Annotated in this window: 15 protein-coding genes; 10 read left to right on the forward strand and 5 right to left on the reverse strand. The window is 34.6% G+C overall.

Annotation, left to right across the window (positions count from 1 at the left end):
- Window positions 1–53 precede the first annotated feature (53 nt).
- Complete coding sequence (gene tilS / locus CGC47_RS02415; RefSeq protein WP_095899942.1) at window positions 54–1,352, reverse strand: tRNA lysidine(34) synthetase TilS; 1,299 nt, start codon at window positions 1,350–1,352, stop codon at window positions 54–56.
- Between the two features lie 7 nt (window positions 1,353–1,359).
- Complete coding sequence (locus CGC47_RS02420; protein ID WP_041998959.1) at window positions 1,360–2,667, reverse strand: anthranilate synthase component I family protein; 1,308 nt, start codon at window positions 2,665–2,667, stop codon at window positions 1,360–1,362.
- A gap of 289 nt (window positions 2,668–2,956) precedes the next feature.
- On the opposite strand from CGC47_RS02420, the gene CGC47_RS02425 reads away from it, so the two are divergent.
- From CGC47_RS02425 to lipA, 9 genes are all read left to right on the forward strand, one after another.
- Window positions 2,957–4,183, forward strand: coding sequence for an HD domain-containing protein (locus tag CGC47_RS02425; RefSeq protein WP_095899943.1), 1,227 nt, complete (start codon window positions 2,957–2,959; stop codon window positions 4,181–4,183).
- Between the two features lie 191 nt (window positions 4,184–4,374).
- Window positions 4,375–5,403 carry a UDP-3-O-(3-hydroxymyristoyl)glucosamine N-acyltransferase gene (gene lpxD, locus CGC47_RS02430; protein WP_041998957.1) on the forward strand — a complete coding sequence of 343 codons (1,029 nt, stop codon included), beginning with the start codon at window positions 4,375–4,377 and terminating at the stop codon, window positions 5,401–5,403.
- Window positions 5,404–5,410: 7 nt separating this feature from the next.
- Window positions 5,411–6,799 (forward strand): bifunctional UDP-3-O-[3-hydroxymyristoyl] N-acetylglucosamine deacetylase/3-hydroxyacyl-ACP dehydratase, encoded by a 1,389-nt coding sequence (locus CGC47_RS02435; protein ID WP_013997482.1) that lies wholly within the window; start codon window positions 5,411–5,413, stop codon window positions 6,797–6,799.
- A gap of 9 nt (window positions 6,800–6,808) precedes the next feature.
- A complete protein-coding gene (gene lpxA / locus CGC47_RS02440; protein ID WP_013997483.1) occupies window positions 6,809–7,594 on the forward strand; it encodes an acyl-ACP--UDP-N-acetylglucosamine O-acyltransferase in 786 nt (261 codons plus the stop codon).
- Between the two features lie 210 nt (window positions 7,595–7,804).
- Window positions 7,805–8,371 carry an elongation factor P gene (gene efp, locus CGC47_RS02445; RefSeq protein WP_013997484.1) on the forward strand — a complete coding sequence of 189 codons (567 nt, stop codon included), beginning with the start codon at window positions 7,805–7,807 and terminating at the stop codon, window positions 8,369–8,371.
- A 707-nt stretch (window positions 8,372–9,078) separates the two neighbouring features.
- A complete protein-coding gene (locus tag CGC47_RS02450; RefSeq protein WP_041999889.1) occupies window positions 9,079–9,789 on the forward strand; it encodes a DUF6261 family protein in 711 nt (236 codons plus the stop codon).
- A gap of 230 nt (window positions 9,790–10,019) precedes the next feature.
- Entirely contained in the window at window positions 10,020–11,060 is a 1,041-nt protein-coding gene (gene asnA / locus CGC47_RS02455) for an aspartate--ammonia ligase (protein WP_013997486.1), read from the forward strand.
- Between the two features lie 10 nt (window positions 11,061–11,070).
- Window positions 11,071–11,997, forward strand: coding sequence for a UDP-3-O-(3-hydroxymyristoyl)glucosamine N-acyltransferase (lpxD, locus tag CGC47_RS02460; RefSeq protein ID WP_041984949.1), 927 nt, complete (start codon window positions 11,071–11,073; stop codon window positions 11,995–11,997).
- Between the two features lie 93 nt (window positions 11,998–12,090).
- Window positions 12,091–12,975 carry a lipoyl synthase gene (gene lipA / locus CGC47_RS02465; RefSeq protein ID WP_013997488.1) on the forward strand — a complete coding sequence of 295 codons (885 nt, stop codon included), beginning with the start codon at window positions 12,091–12,093 and terminating at the stop codon, window positions 12,973–12,975.
- Window positions 12,976–13,046: 71 nt separating this feature from the next.
- On the opposite strand, the gene coaD is transcribed toward lipA, so the two are convergent.
- Together coaD and CGC47_RS02475 are read right to left on the reverse strand one after the other, a co-directional pair.
- A complete protein-coding gene (gene coaD / locus CGC47_RS02470; RefSeq protein ID WP_041999892.1) occupies window positions 13,047–13,505 on the reverse strand; it encodes a pantetheine-phosphate adenylyltransferase in 459 nt (152 codons plus the stop codon).
- Between the two features lie 6 nt (window positions 13,506–13,511).
- Window positions 13,512–14,489, reverse strand: a complete 978-nt coding sequence (locus CGC47_RS02475) for a D-alanine--D-alanine ligase (protein ID WP_041999895.1) — start codon at window positions 14,487–14,489, stop codon at window positions 13,512–13,514.
- Between the two features lie 204 nt (window positions 14,490–14,693).
- Here CGC47_RS02475 and CGC47_RS02480 point away from each other — a divergent pair, with 204 nt between their 5' ends.
- Window positions 14,694–15,377, forward strand: coding sequence for a TIGR02117 family protein (locus CGC47_RS02480; RefSeq protein ID WP_041999897.1), 684 nt, complete (start codon window positions 14,694–14,696; stop codon window positions 15,375–15,377).
- A 12-nt stretch (window positions 15,378–15,389) separates the two neighbouring features.
- Here CGC47_RS02480 and CGC47_RS02485 read toward each other — a convergent pair whose 3' ends face one another.
- Complete coding sequence (locus CGC47_RS02485; RefSeq protein WP_041999900.1) at window positions 15,390–16,478, reverse strand: ABC transporter permease; 1,089 nt, start codon at window positions 16,476–16,478, stop codon at window positions 15,390–15,392.
- Between the last annotated feature and the right edge of the window lie 31 nt (window positions 16,479–16,509).

Below are 16,509 nucleotides of genomic sequence, written 5' to 3' on the forward strand. Positions count from 1 at the left end.
GTATATTTTTTTATACGACGAATTCGCAAAACTACCTATTAAAAGCATTCAATTCATTTGAGTGTTATTTTTAGGATATTTACTGTTTTTGAAGTCACCCGAAAACGATTATCTGCTCGCCTACCAATTATCCAAACTATTTTTTCACCAGAAACCAGTAGCCATTGATCTTCCTTTTCGAAAATGGAAAGTTTCTCGTCTTTAAAAAATTTACTAACCTTCTTTTTCTGATTCAATCCAATAGGATAAAATACATCACCACTTTGCCAAGGTCTGATTTTCAAGGGATATTCAAGCAAATCAGCATCTACGAAAATAGTTTGTGCTGTATTTGAAGTGTATGCTATTACATTTTCAAACACAAGCGACAAGGGTTTTTCTACAATCTTATCGGTTTTCTTTAAAAGGAAAGAAGAGCTCTGATTAACTACTCTGTGTTTTAAAATCCATATATTTCTATCTTTAAGAAGTCGATGTGTATCCGATATAAGTTGCTTACCACTAGTTGCCTTCATCATTTTTTTAAGTTCGGAAACATTCGAAAATCCATACGGATAGAAAATTTGATGCAGCAGAAAATCAAGATTTTTTAGCGAACTCATTTTTTCTAAATCAATATAAATCATTTCATCTTTGAAAGAAAAAATTTGTTCTTTTAGCGTAACTATTTGTTCTTCGATAAAAATAACCGATTGATTCATAAAATCTTGAGTATTTTTGAAATTTTCCAAAAACTGAGGATGTAGTTCTTTAAGCTTTGGAAGTACGTGATGACGAATTCTATTTCTTAAGTAATTATCGGTGGCATTACTACTATCCTCCCTCCATTTAAGTTGATGCTTATTAGCATATTGCAAAATTTCATCTCTGGAAAACACAAGCAATGGACGAATAATATTTCCGTTTTTTTCAGGAATCCCTAACAATCCCTTAATTCCTGTGCCTCTGGACAAATTAATCAAAAAAGTTTCCAAATCATCATCAGCGTGATGCGCCGTTACAATATATTGACAATCTTGGTCTTGTCTAAGTTGCTCAAACCAATCATATCTCAATTTTCGAGCGGCTAATTGTGTATTCAGTCCATTACTTTCAGCATACTTGTGCGTATCAAATGTTTTAACAAAACAGCGAATTCCTTTGCTTTGGGCTAAATTTTGCACAAATTTGGCATCGGCATCGCTCTCAGCACCTCGCAATTGAAAATTACAATGCGCCAAAACCACTTCAAAATCAAGTTTATGTAACAAATGAAAAAGAACAATACTATCCAATCCACCACTTATAGCCAGTAAAATGACATCGTCATCTTGCAAAAATTTTTGAATATGTTGCGAAAAACGTTTTTCCATTTTTTATCTAATTCTCAATCACTTTACGCATTGCATTGGCTTTTACCAAACATTCTTCGTATTCTTTTTGGGGAACAGATTGGGCAGTAATAGCACTCCCCACGGAAAAGGAAAGATACTTATTTTCAGAATTATACAAAATACTACGAATCACCACATTGAAATCAAAATCATTATTGGCAGTGAAATAACCTATGGCTCCGCTGTATGCACCACGCTTAGTAGCTTCAGAATTTTCAATGATTTGCATTGCCGAAATTTTGGGAGCTCCCGTCATACTTCCCATCGGAAAGGTAGAGCAAATTACATCAACAGAGTGTGTTCCTTCTTTTACTCTCGTTTCAATGGTAGAAATAAGTTGATGTACCTGCTTGAAAGTGTATGGTTTACATAATTCTGTAACTTTCACACTTGCTTTTTCGGCATAAAGTGATAAATCATTTCGGACCAAATCAACAATCATCACATTTTCAGAACGTTCCTTCGGATTTCGCTCTAAATCTGAGCAAAGTTTTCTATCTTCTTCCTGATTTTCAGAACGCCTTGCAGTTCCTTTAATAGGTTGAGAAATAACCACATTTCCTTTTCGTTGTAAATAACGTTCAGGAGATGCTGATAACACATATTTTCCATCGAATTTTAAAAAACTTGCAAAAGGCGGCTCCGAAATATTATTGAGCTTCTCATAAACAAAAAGTGGTTCAATATCAACATCTTCTATATAGAACTCCTGACAGAAATTAGCCTCATAAATATTACCCCGAGCTATATGTTTTTGCATTTTCTCAACCTGTTGTACATAATTTTCTTTTGAAATTCGTGCAGAAACCTGTTTTTTTTGTGAAAAAACCGTATCCTTATGGATTGATTCTTCAGAAAATGTACAAATTTGCTCAAAATCACTATCAATTTCTTCAGAAACATTTTCTAAATAACTGAAAACAAGGTAATCTCTCTGAAAAAAAACTATTTTTTGAGGTTGAAAAAAATATAATTCAGGAAATTTAAGTCCGTCAAAATTCTCAGATTGTAAATTTTCGACATCATTTTTTAAATCATAAGACAAATAGCCAAAAATATAGTCGTTTGTAGTATCGATAAAGGATTTCAAAGCCTCAAATGCTCCTTTGGATTCGTATTTTTCCAAAATTTTATGAGGAAAAAATGCTAAAACGGCTTCAAACTGCCGATACTTGTCTGGATATTGATTGGAATCCAACCAAATTACATTAGTTCGTAAAGAATTTGCCCAAAATAAAGCCTTCTTTTTTATATTTTTTAAAGAATCTATCTGAAATTTCTTTTCAACACGCATTTTTTGAAAGTTTGATTTTTAAAATCTGCTTTTTTCAATATTTTTCAGCATATATGTATTAACTGCTATATATTGACAATGAGATTCTTAAATTCATTACGCAAAAGTACATATTTTTTTTTGATTCTTTGCTTTTATATATTATCCGTGAACCTTTCAAGCCAAACTTTTTAATAAAAGTGAAGAAATTAACTTTTTCCGTTTCATTTTTTAATTTTATCCAATATACTACTTTCAAAAATGAAAAAAAAATGATACGTTTGTACTTTGGTAATTTTAAATCATATCCTTGAAAAGAAATAAATTAAAGATAATCAATGATCCTGTTTATGGATTTATACATATTCCTGGCGTACTCATTTTTGATTTAATAGAACACCCCTATTTCCAAAGGCTCAGACGAATAACACAAATGGGGCTATCGTATTTAGTGTATCCTGGAGCAAGACACACTCGTTTTCATCACGCATTGGGCTGTATGCATTTGATGCAAAAAGCTGTTCAAGTACTTCAATATAAAGGGATTGCTATTTCAGAAGAAGAGGAGGAAGCACTCTATGTAGCCATTTTACTGCACGATATCGGTCACGGACCTTTCTCTCACGCTATGGAACACAGCATCGTGGAAGGAATTTCACACGAAGAAATTTCACTACGCTTTATGCAAGAACTCAACAACGAATTTGGGGGAAAACTTGATTTAGCTATTCAGATTTTCACTGGAAATTATCCTCGTAATTTTTTACACGAACTTATTTCTAGTCAGTTGGATATGGATCGTTCCGATTACTTAAAGCGTGATAGCTTTTATACTGGAGTTGCTGAAGGAAACATCAACTCGGAGCGAATCATCGCGATGCTTAATGTCAAAAATGACCAACTTGTAGTGGAAGATAAAGCTATTTATTCTGTTGAAAAATTTCTAGTTGCTCGTCGATTGATGTATTGGCAAGTATATTTGCATAAAACTAGTGTTTGTGCGGAACAATTGCTCATAAAAGTACTCAAACGCGCTAAAGAGCTAGCACAAAAAGGCTATCGGCTTGAAATGTCAACCGCTTTACGCTTTTTTGTGGAACATCGAATCACTGAAAAACAATTCGATAAAGTCCTTTTGGATAAATACGCTTTGTTAGATGATAATGATATTATTTCTGCGATGAAGGAATGGCAATTCCATTCTGATTTTGTGCTTTCAAGTCTAAGTAAAATGCTGTTAAATAGAGATTTGCCTAGGGTTAAACTTCGTAAAACTTCTTTTGAAAAAGAAAAAATAGCTTCACGTTTGCAACAAGTACAACAATTGTATGGAATTTCAGAACAAGAGGCTCAGTATTTTGTTTTTTCAGGTGAGGTAAGCAACATTGCATATAACGAAAAGAGACAAAATATTTATATTCTAACCAAAACAGGTAAAATTTTAGATGTGGCCAAAGCTTCTGACCAACTTAATCTAGAAGCTCTCTCAGAACGCGTGGTAAAAAATTATCTTTGTTACCCCAAAGAGTTAGATTGATTTTCTATAGATAAACGCATTTTACTAAACAACATCTATTAAGGCAAAATAACGTATGGCTTGAGCCATATTTTAAATAAATTTTATATTTTTGTTGCGAAAAAAGTAATTTTGATGCAAAATTGTACTTAGAAACACCTTATTTATTAGTAAAATTACTTTGGTAAATAATCGAAAAATAGTAAGTTATAGTGAAATTTACAGCTTTACAAATATCAAACATTCTCAATGGTCAAATTGTAGGAGACCCTGATGTACAAGTACATAAGTTGTCTAAAATAGAAGAAGGCGAAGAAGGTAGCATCACGTTTTTGGCAAACCCAAAGTATAAAAACTTTATTTACACAACTAAAGCGTCTATAGCCATTGTAAATAAAAGTTTTGAGCCTGAGAATGAAGTACAAGTAACCTTGATTAAGGTAGAAGATGCCTATTCTGCATTTTCCAAATTACTTGAGTATTACAATCAAATAAAACTTAATAAATCAGGAATAGAGCAGCCTGTTTCTATCTCACAGACAGCTCAATTAGGTGAAAATGTGTATGTTGGGGCATTTACTTATATCGGGGATAATGTTGTTATAGGCGATAATGTTAAAATATATCCTAACACCTACATAGGCGATAATGTTACCATAGGTGATAATACCATTTTGTTCGCAGGATGTAAAATTTATTCTGAAACGGTCATTGGCAAACATTGTACACTTCACGCAGGGGTAATATTGGGAGCTGATGGATTTGGTTTTGCTCCAGTTCAGGAAGGATTTTACAATAAAGTCCCTCAGATTGGAAATGTTATCATAGAGGATTACGTGGATATTGGTGCGGGTAGTACCATTGATAGAGCCACATTAGGTTCTACTATTATTCGTAAAGGTGTGAAACTCGATAACCAAATTCAAATAGCACACAATGTAGAAATTGGTAAAAATACGGTAATTGCAGCTCAAACAGGAATTGCAGGTTCCACTAAAATTGGAGAAAATTGTATGATTGGTGGGCAAGTAGGCATCGTTGGACACTTAACCATAGGCAATCGAGTGAAAATTCAAGCACAATCTGGAGTTATCCGAAATGTAGAAGACGATGAAATGTTGCAAGGCGCTCCCGCCATTGGTTACAACGATTATAATAAATCATACGTGATTTTCAAAAAATTACCTTCTTTAATGAAGCGGTTTTTAGATATTGAAAAGAAATATTTAGAAAGTAAATAAAATCTTTATGGTAAAACAAAACACTTTAGCTAAGGAAATCAGTTTAGAAGGCGTGGGGCTTCATACAGGGCAGCACGTAAAGATGACTTTAAAACCTGCCCCCATTGGTAACGGGTATACTTTTGTCAGAGTTGACTTGGAAGGAGCACCAGTTATTGAAGCAGATGCTAACTATGTGGTAAACACCCAACGAGGCACAGTACTTGAAAAGAAAGGGGTCAAAATACAAACTTGTGAGCACGTATTGGCATCGCTGGTGGGAATGAATCTGGACAACGTTATCATTGAACTGAACGCTTCCGAGCCTCCAATTATGGACGGTTCAGCAAAGTACTTTGTAGAAGCCATCGCACAAGCCGGATTGCAAGAACAAGACGCACCACGTGAAGAATATATCGTCAAAGAGGTAATCTCATACGTCAATGAAGAAACAGGAAGCGAAATCACAATCATTCCAGCTGAAGAATACCAAGTAACCACTATGGTTGATTTCGGAACGAAAGTGTTGGGTACTCAAAACGCATACTTAAATAAATTATCCGAATTCAAAGACGAAATTGCCAACTCGCGTACCTTTAGCTTTTTACACGAACTCGAAATGCTTATTGACCACGGTTTAATTAAAGGTGGTGATTTGAACAATGCTATCGTTTATGTAGATAAAGAACTCTCGCAAGAGACTATGCAAAAGCTCAAAAAAGTATTCAATAAAGAAGAAATTTCAGTTAAGGCAAACGGAATTTTAGACAATTTGGAGCTACACTACCCTAACGAAGCTGCCCGTCATAAGCTTTTGGATGTAATTGGTGATTTGGCACTTGTGGGTACTCGCATCCGTGGGAAGGTCATTGCTACCAAGCCTGGGCATTTTACCAATACCCAGTTTGCTAAAAAACTTTCGAAAATCATTAAAAACGAACGCCGAAATAACGTTCCTCTCATCGATATCAATCAACAACCGTTGTACGATACCGTTGAAATTATGCGGTTGTTACCTCACCGTCCGCCGTTTTTGTTAGTAGATAAAATCTTCGAACTTTCCGACAAGCACGTAGTGGGATTGAAGAACGTTACGATGAATGAGCCATTCTTCGAAGGGCACTTCCCAGGAGCTCCGGTAATGCCCGGTGTTCTTCAAATTGAAGCAATGGCGCAAACTGGAGGTATCCTTATTTTGAGTACAGTTCCTGACCCCGAGAATTACTTGACCTATTTTATGAAAATAGATAACGTTAAGTTTAAAGTACAGGTAAAACCTGGTGATACTCTTATCTTCAAGTTGGAACTCATTACCCCTATCCGTCGTGGAATTTGCCATATGCAAGCGTATGCGTACGTTAACGGAAAGCTGGCAACCGAAGCCGAACTGATGGCACAAATTGTAAAAGTAAAATAAAAGAAGCAAATGAATCAGCCTTTAGCATACGTTCACCCTGGAGCGAAGATAGCAAAAAATGTAGTCATTGAGCCTTTTGCTGTAATTCATAATAATGTGGTTATCGGTGAAGGAAGTTGGATTGGCTCTAATGTTACCATTATGGAAGGGGCACGAATCGGAAAGAACTGCAGCATATACCCAGGAGCAGTCATTTCAGCTAACCCGCAAGACCTTAAATATCAAGGAGAGGAAACCACTACCCACATCGGCGACAATACCACGATAAGAGAGTGCGTTACCATAAACAAAGGAACGGCAGACAGAATGAAAACCGTCGTGGGGGCGAATTGCCTCATTATGGCATACTCACACATCGCACACGATTGCATCGTGGGGGATAATTGCATCTTTTCAAACGGCACTACACTAGCAGGGCACATCACTGTGGGTAATCACGTTATTATGGCGGGAATGACTGCCGTGCATCAGTTTTGTTCCATCGGGAATTATGCTTTTGTAACCGGAGGTTCGCTGGTGAGAAAAGACGTACCACCTTTTGTAAAAGCGGCGCGTGAACCGTTATCTTATGTAGGGATAAACTCCGTAGGGCTTCGCAGAAGAGGATTTTCTACCGATAAAATCCGTGAAATACAAGACATTTATCGTATCCTATACCAGAAAAACTACAACAACTCTCAAGCATTACGCATCATTGAAGCTGAAATGGAAGCCACCCCTGAGCGTGATGAAATTCTGCAATTTGTACGTGATTCACAACGCGGAATTATGAAAGGATACAGCGCTAATATCTAGTTTCTTTTAAGAAAAAACGTATTGATTACCAAACTTAATCCCAAATCAAAGGAAGTACTATGCCTTTGAGTTACTGATTGAGCTTAGCGCGTTGGTATTTTATAAAAGAAAAAAGACAAATAACCATTAGGCAAAGGCTTGGGGTTAATCATTGAAATCAAAATATAAAAGTAGTATAATAATTAAAAATTTATAAAATTGTAATTTAAAATGGCATCAACTTCAGACATTAGAAAAGGATTGTGTATTCGTTTCAACCACGATATTTATAAAATCATCGAATTCTTACACGTAAAACCTGGAAAAGGTCCTGCTTTTGTAAGAACCAAATTAAAAAGTGTTACCACTGGAAAGACCATTGACAATACCTTTTCAGCAGGACATAAAATTGATGACGTTCGCGTAGAGACGCGTTCTTTCCAATACTTATACGAAGAAGGCGAGCAATTTATCTTTATGGACAATGAAGATTTCAATCAAGTTGCTATCAGAAAGGATATGCTTGAAACTCCTGAACTTTTAAAAGAGGGAGAAACGGTAATGATTTTATTTAACGCAGAAGATGAATCGCCTCTTTCTGTTGAAATGCCTTCGCACGTTATCTTAGAAGTTACTCACGTAGAGCCCGGAGTAAAAGGGAATACAGCTACCAATGCCACCAAACCAGCTACAGTAGAAACAGGTGCTATGGTAAACGTTCCTTTATTTATCAACGAAGGCGATAAGATAAAAATAGAAACTGAGAAAGGTACCTACGTAGAGCGTATTAAGGAATAATAAGATTTGTATATATTTAAATGGTTCGATAACGTCTGTTGTTAGGTACTCTAATTAACAGACGTTTTTGTTTATCATAAATAAAAAACGGAAAAATAGTATAAGAATATTTTTTTTATATTGTTGTCAAGCTTAATAAAGTCGAAGCCTTATCAAAGAAAAAGTATCAAATATCAAGAACAAAGTAAGAAAAATCAAATAACAAGAAATATCATTTGAAATAAAACTAAAATTTCATTTTTTATACAATTACTAACTAGTAATAAAAATAAAATACCAGTATTTAAAAAATAAAAACATTTTAATCAACATCAAATTAAATTTATTGAAACATAAAGTCATTTTAATCAATCATTACTTAAAGTAATTACGAAAAATAAATTTTATAATCAACTTTCATCATAAGTGATTAAAAACTCAAAAAACTTTAATAAACCAATAAGTAGATTTATTAGAAAACAAAAATATATAATCACTCACAGTTTTGATTTATGATAAAACTTAATCTTTTTAATAAATTTAATCTATATGAAATTAAAAATTTATTTTTATAAATTAAAAATTATTATTTGATAAGTATTTTAAATTATATTTAATAATAAACACACAAAAATTAGCTTATTTTGTTTTTTTAATCATTTTTTTTATCATTATATTTGTAACTAGATATTTTAAAATACATTCCTTAACTAAAAAAATGATTACTTATGAAAGCAGGACTAGCAAAACTATCAACCAAAGAATTAGCAACACTTGCTGAACAAGCTATCAATGCTGCTAAACAATCCCATCTTGAAGAAGTCAAAGCACATCCTTTTCTGATACAATTAGAAGAGGTATATGCCGAATATGTATCAGTACTCTCAAAGAGCACCTATAGCGGAAAAGGAAAATCGGTAGCTCTTTCTGATAAGCAGCGTAACGTAGCTTTTAGAGCATTACGATTGGTTGTAGAAGCTTATACTTTGCTTGAAAACAATCCGAAAGCTAAAGATGCTCAAGAACTATTGAGTATTATAAAAAACTACGGGCTTAATCTGAATAAACTTAGTTATTCCGAGCAGACAGCTCAACTTAATAAACTCATCGAAAATTTTGAAAAATCTGAAAATATCAGTAAGCTCAACCAAATTTCAGCGACACTATTTTTCGATGCTTTAAAAGAAGCACAAAACAATTTTAAAACTCTTTTTGATGAACAAGTAATTGCTAATGCAAAACTTAGAAAGCAAAAAAATGCCTCTATTTTGCGGAAAGATTTAGAGAAAAATCTTAAACGTTTCTTGGATTACGTAACCCTTATGATGGACATTGCTCAATGGAAACCTTTTTACAATCAGCTTAATGAATATGTAAAAGCAGCCAAAAAGACAAACTCCTCAAAAAATGATACTACTGCTTCGGTAGCAGAACAATAAAATATTTATAAATCATATCAAACAGCAGAAAAGAATAAAACAACAAAAACATTTACTCATCTTTATAATCAATTGGAAATTAGAATATCATATAAATCGTAAAAAATTGTTTTTTAGTTTTATAGAACAAAAAAATAGATCATATCCTTAATTAAAAAAGAAATAAAGGGATTAAAAAAAAATAAAATCCTAATTAAATAATATTAAAAAATTTATTATAGTAAATATTTATGAGTTATCTGATAAAACCCAAAGCCTACAAACCTATTTTAGATTTGCAGCAAACAGAGTTGGGAATCCAAAAAATAAAGGATTTTTTTCAAGCGAATTTATCTGCCGAGTTAAGGCTAAGACGCGTAACTGCTCCGCTTTTTGTTTTGAAAGGTACAGGGCTTAACGACGATTTAAATGGTATAGAACGCGCCGTTAACTTCCCAATCAAAGATATGCAGGAAACTCGTGCCGAAGTAGTGCATTCTCTGGCAAAGTGGAAAAGAGTAACCTTAGCAGATTACCAAATTGAGCAAGGCTACGGTATTTATACGGATATGAACGCTATTCGCGCAGATGAAGAATTAGGCAACTTACACTCACTATATGTTGACCAATGGGACTGGGAGCTTGTCATCAATAAAGAACAAAGAAACGTATCCTTTCTCAAGGCTATCGTTCGTCGTATCTATGCAACCTTACTCCGCACAGAGTACTTAGTGTGCGAAAGCTTCTCACAAATAAAGCCCATACTTCCTGAAGAAATTCATTTCATTCACGCTGAAGAATTGTTACAGAAATATCCGAATTTATCTCCAAAGGAACGCGAAGCAGCCATTGCAAAAGAATATAAAGCAGTATTCATTATGGGAATAGGTGGAACACTCAGCCACGGTGAAAAGCACGACGGACGTGCCCCCGATTACGACGATTGGAGTACCCCTTCCGAAGAAAATTTTAAAGGACTCAACGGAGATATTATCCTTTGGAACCCTATACTAGAATTACCTTTTGAAATTTCTTCAATGGGTATTCGAGTAGATAAAGAAGCTTTGTTACATCAGTTAAAGTTAGAAGGCAAAGAGGATAGACTTAACCTCTATTTTCATAAAAGACTAATGGATGATTCTTTACCTCTGTCTATCGGTGGAGGAATAGGGCAATCGCGTCTTTGTATGTTTTTACTACACAAAGCACACATTGGTGAAATACAAGCTAGTATCTGGCCAGAGCAAATGTATCAGCAGTGTGAAGCTTTAAATATTCCGTTAATTAAATAAATGTATTGAAATGAAATTTCCGCAAACATATACTTTACAACAAATTGCAACGATTATTGATGCTGATTTTGTAGGTAGTCCTGAATTTCCTGTTTTAGGAATGAACGAAATTCACGTAGTAGAAGAAGGTGATATTGTCTTTGTTGACCACCCTAAATATTATGATAAAGCGCTACAATCAAAAGCTACAATTGTTTTAATCAATAAACGAGTGGTATGTCCGCAAGGAAAAGCTTTACTAATTTCTGATGACCCTTTCCGTGATTTTAATAAACTAACAGAATTCTTTAAACCCTTTGCTAAAAGTGAAAACTTAATTTCTAAAACTGCAAGAATAGGGAGCAATACAGTTATTCAGCCTGGGGCATTTATAGGCAACCACGTTATTATAGGAAAAAATTGTTTCATTCACGCCAATGTCAGCATCTATGATGATTGTATCATTGGTGATAATGTAACCATTCACGCCGGTACGGTATTAGGCGCTGACGCTTTCTATTATAAGAAGCGTCCCGAAGGTTTCGATAAATTAAAATCTGGAGGACGTGTAGTTATTGAAGATGACGTTGATTTAGGAGCTTTATGTACCATAGATCGTGGCGTTACCGGAGATACAACTATTAAAAAAGGAACAAAGATTGACAATCAAGTACACATCGGTCACGATACTGTTATAGGTGAACGTTGTTTAATTGCTTCCCAAACAGGAATTGCAGGTTGTGTGGTTATTGAAAACGAAGTTACTATTTGGGGACAAGTAGGTGTAGCAAGTAGCATCACCATAGGAAGTAAATCAATCATACTTGCACAATCAGGCATTTCTAAATCATTAGAAGGTGGGCAGACTTACTTCGGTTACCCCGCCGAAGAGGCTCGTAAAAAATATAAAGAACTCAGCACTTTACGTATGATGGTTTCGCAATATGGTAAAAAATAAAACCTCAAAATGGTGAATTAACATCCTTTTTGCTGAATTCAATAAAATATCATACCTTTGAAAACTAATTTGAAAAAATAGCAAACAAAACCAATGAGCATCGATATCATAAATGATGAAAAAAGCGTTTTACCGCCTAAAGGTAAACCCAAATGGATTCGTGTGAAATTACCCACAGGTAAAAAATACACCGAACTGCGTGGTTTAGTGGATAAGTATAAACTCAATACAATATGTACTTCGGGCAGTTGCCCTAATATGGGCGAGTGTTGGGGTGAGGGTACGGCAACATTTATGATTTTAGGAAACATTTGTACACGCTCTTGTGGTTTTTGTGGCGTAAAAACGGGGCGCCCAGAGGCATTAGACTGGGAAGAACCTGAAAAAGTGGCTCGTTCCATTAAATTGATGAACATCAAACACGCAGTGATTACCTCCGTAGATAGAGATGATTTGAAAGATATGGGGAGCATCATTTGGGCAGAGACGGTAAAAGCCGTACGCAGAATGTCACCCGAGACTACTATGGAGACGCTAATCCCAGATTTTCAAGGGATTGAAAAACATTTGGACCGTATCTTGGCTGTGGCTCCCGAGGTTATTTCACACAATATGGAAACGGTTCGCCGACTCACTCGTGAGGTTCGTATTCAAGCCAAATACGACCGTAGCCTTGCTGTGCTCAAATACTTAAAGGAAAATGGAGCGAATCGTACAAAATCAGGCATTATGCTCGGCTTAGGGGAAACAGAACAAGAGGTTATTGAAACACTCCACGACTTGAAAGCTGCAAAAGTAGATGTAGTAACCATAGGGCAATATTTGCAACCTTCAAAAAAACATCTTCCTGTTAAACAATTTATCACTCCTGATATTTTCAAAAAGTACGAAACTATTGGTTTAGAACTAGGTTTCAGACACGTAGAAAGTGGTGCATTAGTTCGCTCTTCTTACAAAGCTCAAAAACATATAGAGTAATGTTTTAAAAGTTAAACAAAATAAATAAAAGCAGTAACTGAAGTGAGTTACTGCTTTTTTATTTTGTAAAATTATTTTGTAATCCGAACACTTTCAGGAACCAAAACAGTATAGTCGCCTCCGTTTCTGAGTACATCGCGCACAATGGAAGAGGATATGAATGAGGTACTTGCCGCTGTAAGTAAAAATACGGTTTCTATTTTTGAAAGTGTACGATTGGTGTGAGCTATAGCTTTCTCAAATTCAAAATCAGCAGGATTTCGAAGCCCTCTCAAGATAAATTGAGCGCGAATTTCTTTACAATAATCGACTGTAAGCCCTTGATAAGTAGCAACCTTTACTTTAGATTCAACAGCAAATGCTTGTTCAATGAACGCCTTACGTTGTTCGATAGAAAACATATAATTTTTATCGTTATTCACCCCTATAGCAACTACAATTTCATCAAATAAATCCAATGCTCGATGAATAATGTCGTAATGACCTAATGTAATAGGGTCAAATGACCCTGGAAATAAAGCTCTTTTCATTTTTATCTATTTTCGTTGAAAAGCAAGTTCAATTTCGGAATCCAATAAATCCGAAAATTTCAACCCTTTATGAGCCACTTGCTGTGGAAATATACTTTGAGGAGAAAGCCCTGGATTAGTATTGATTTCTATAAAATAAGGAATATCTCCCACTATAATGTAATCAATGCGTGAAAAACCACTCATATTTAAAGATTCATAAATTTTTACAGTAACCTCATCTATTTTCTCACGAAGTGTATCGCAAAGGGGGGCAGGAGTGATTTCTTGAGATTTTCCTTCGTATTTGGCTTCGTAATCAAAAAAATCGTTCTCGGAAATAATTTCAGTATGTCCCATAACCGTTGTTTTTCCGTTTAAGCGAAGTACTCCTACAGAAATTTCTCTACCATCAAGAAATGACTCTATTAGAATTTCATCATCTATCTCAAAAGCATTTTTCAAAGCTTGACTAAATTCCTCTGTACTTTTAACCTTGGAAACTCCAAGACTACTTCCAGAACGATTTGCTTTAACGAATAAAGGCAGTCCTAATTTTTTTATAATTTCATCTTTATCTAAAATATCTTTCTTTGAGGCATATATTGACTCTGCTTTGGCAATACCGAATTTGGCAAGTACGGAAAGTGTATCACGTTTGTTAAAGGTCAGTGCCGATTGATAAAAATCACAACCCGTATAAGGAATGTGCAACAATTTCCAATAGGCTTGCAGTTGTCCGTCTTCTCCAGGGGTGCCGTGTATGGTATTTACAATGACGTCAAAGGTTATTTTATTTCCATCTTTTTGAGCAGAGAAATCGCCTTTATCTATCAAAAATCGTTTTCCGTTTTCAATGAAAAACCAACCTTCTGATAGAATATGAATTTCATAGATTTCATACTTATTCTCATCTAAACTATTCAAAATAAGCTGACCACTTCGTAAGGACACCTCGCATTCCCCAGAATATCCGCCCATAACAACAGCTACTTTCTTTTTCATTTCTAATTTTCATGATTTTGAAATGCAAATATCTTTAATTTATTTACAATTTTCAATGATAAGTCTTTTAAGTTTTAGATTACGCTTCAATTTTTTATTTTCACCCATTTTTTGTAAATAACAAATAGATTTAAATGGTAATACTTTTTCAAGTTATTATATCAGAAGAATTTAGTTATATTTGCCTAACATATTTAACAAAAAATGGTAAGAAAAACGCTTAAATTATTTTTCAGGATTGTATTACTTGTTGTTGGTTTTGTATTGCTTTATGTTCTCTTAGGTCTTTTATTACCTTTGATAAGCATAAAAGCAGAGGCAAGTTCCGACCCAAAAAGTCTAACTATATATATGATTACCAATGGTGTACATACTGATTTAGTACTTCCTATTGAAAACGAATTTTTTAATTGGAAAAGTAAAATCCCCTTGGAAAATACCCAATCAAAATCAACAGCATATCAATGGATTGCATTTGGTTGGGGCGATAAAGGTTTTTATTTAAATACCCCTACTTGGGCAGATTTAAAATTCTCAACTGCCATAAAAGCTACTTTTTGGATGAGCGAATCAGCAATGCATTGTACTTTTTATGAAAAAATGTATGAAAATCAAAATTGCATCAAAATAGAAATTACCGAAAATCAATATAAAAATTTAATTCAATACATTGATAATAAATTCGATAAAGACAAAAATGGAAACTATATTTTCATCGACACCGATGCCGTTTATGGTAACAATGACGCTTTCTATGAAGCAAAAGGCACTTATAGCTTTATGTATACTTGCAATACTTGGGCTAACTACGGACTAAAAGCGGCAGGACAAAAATACGCACTTTGGTCTGCTACCGATTTCGGTATTTTCAGACATTATCGGAAATAATTGATGTAATTTTTATTGGCGTACATCAAGTACATCACGAAGTTTGTTACCCAGAAGCATAAATGCCATAACCAGACTCATAATAGCTAAACCTGGAATTATTGCCAAAAATGGTTTTCCTAAAATGATATAATTATAATGGTCTTTTATCATACTGCCCCAGCTTGGGTTGGGCGGTTGTGAACCAATCCCCAAGAAACTCAATCCGCTCTCAATGAGTATTGCAGAAGCAAAATTCGCCGCAGAAATCACAATGAGTGGTGCATAAATATTAGGTAAAATATGTTTTATTAATATGCGTATATCAGAAAAACCTAACACTTTAGCAGCCTCAACAAACTGAGCCTTTTTCAAAGTAAATATTTGCCCACGAACCACGCGAGCTACTTCGACCCACATAGTAAGCCCCACAGCTACAAACACTTGCCAATATCCTTTTCCTAAAGCTAAGGTAAAGGCAATGACCAATAGTAAAGTAGGTATTGCCCAAACCACATTGATAAGCCACATTATTAAAGCATCGACTCTTCCTCCGTAATATCCAGCTAAACTTCCCAATAAGATACCTACAATGAGTGAGATAGTAACTGCAACAAAACCAATAGTAAACGAAATACGTGTACCGATAAGCATTCGGCTGAGCATATCTCGTCCGTATTTATCAGTACCTAACCAAAACGTTTTGGTTTTTATATTTTTATGAATAATTTCTGATTTTGAGGGTTCTGTAAAGATTTGCCAAGGCACAAAAAAAGTATTACCTGAACTGCCATCAGGTAAAAATAGTGTATAATAAATTCCCTTATCGTCAGTCTTATAATTGGTTATAGGAATCTCATCATAAGCCGTATTTTTTCCGAAAAAAAAAGTTTCGAAAAAGGAACTTTCTTCCGCTTGCTTATTGGGTAGATGTAGTATTTGCACTGAAAAGCCAGGAGGTTTAGAATGAATCGGCAAGTGCATCTGGTTGGCCTGTTTGCTATTGTCAGGAGCAATAGCGTAGGCAAACAAAGCTACAAAAGCGCAAACACCTATAAAAACAAGACAAACAATACTCCAAAAATCGGTAACTAACTTTCGGAATATTGTTTGTTTTGACATAGAATGTATCAATTATTTAAGTGTTTTAACA

The organism is Capnocytophaga canimorsus (assembly GCF_002302565.1).
GTDB lineage: Bacteria > Bacteroidota > Bacteroidia > Flavobacteriales > Flavobacteriaceae > Capnocytophaga > Capnocytophaga canimorsus.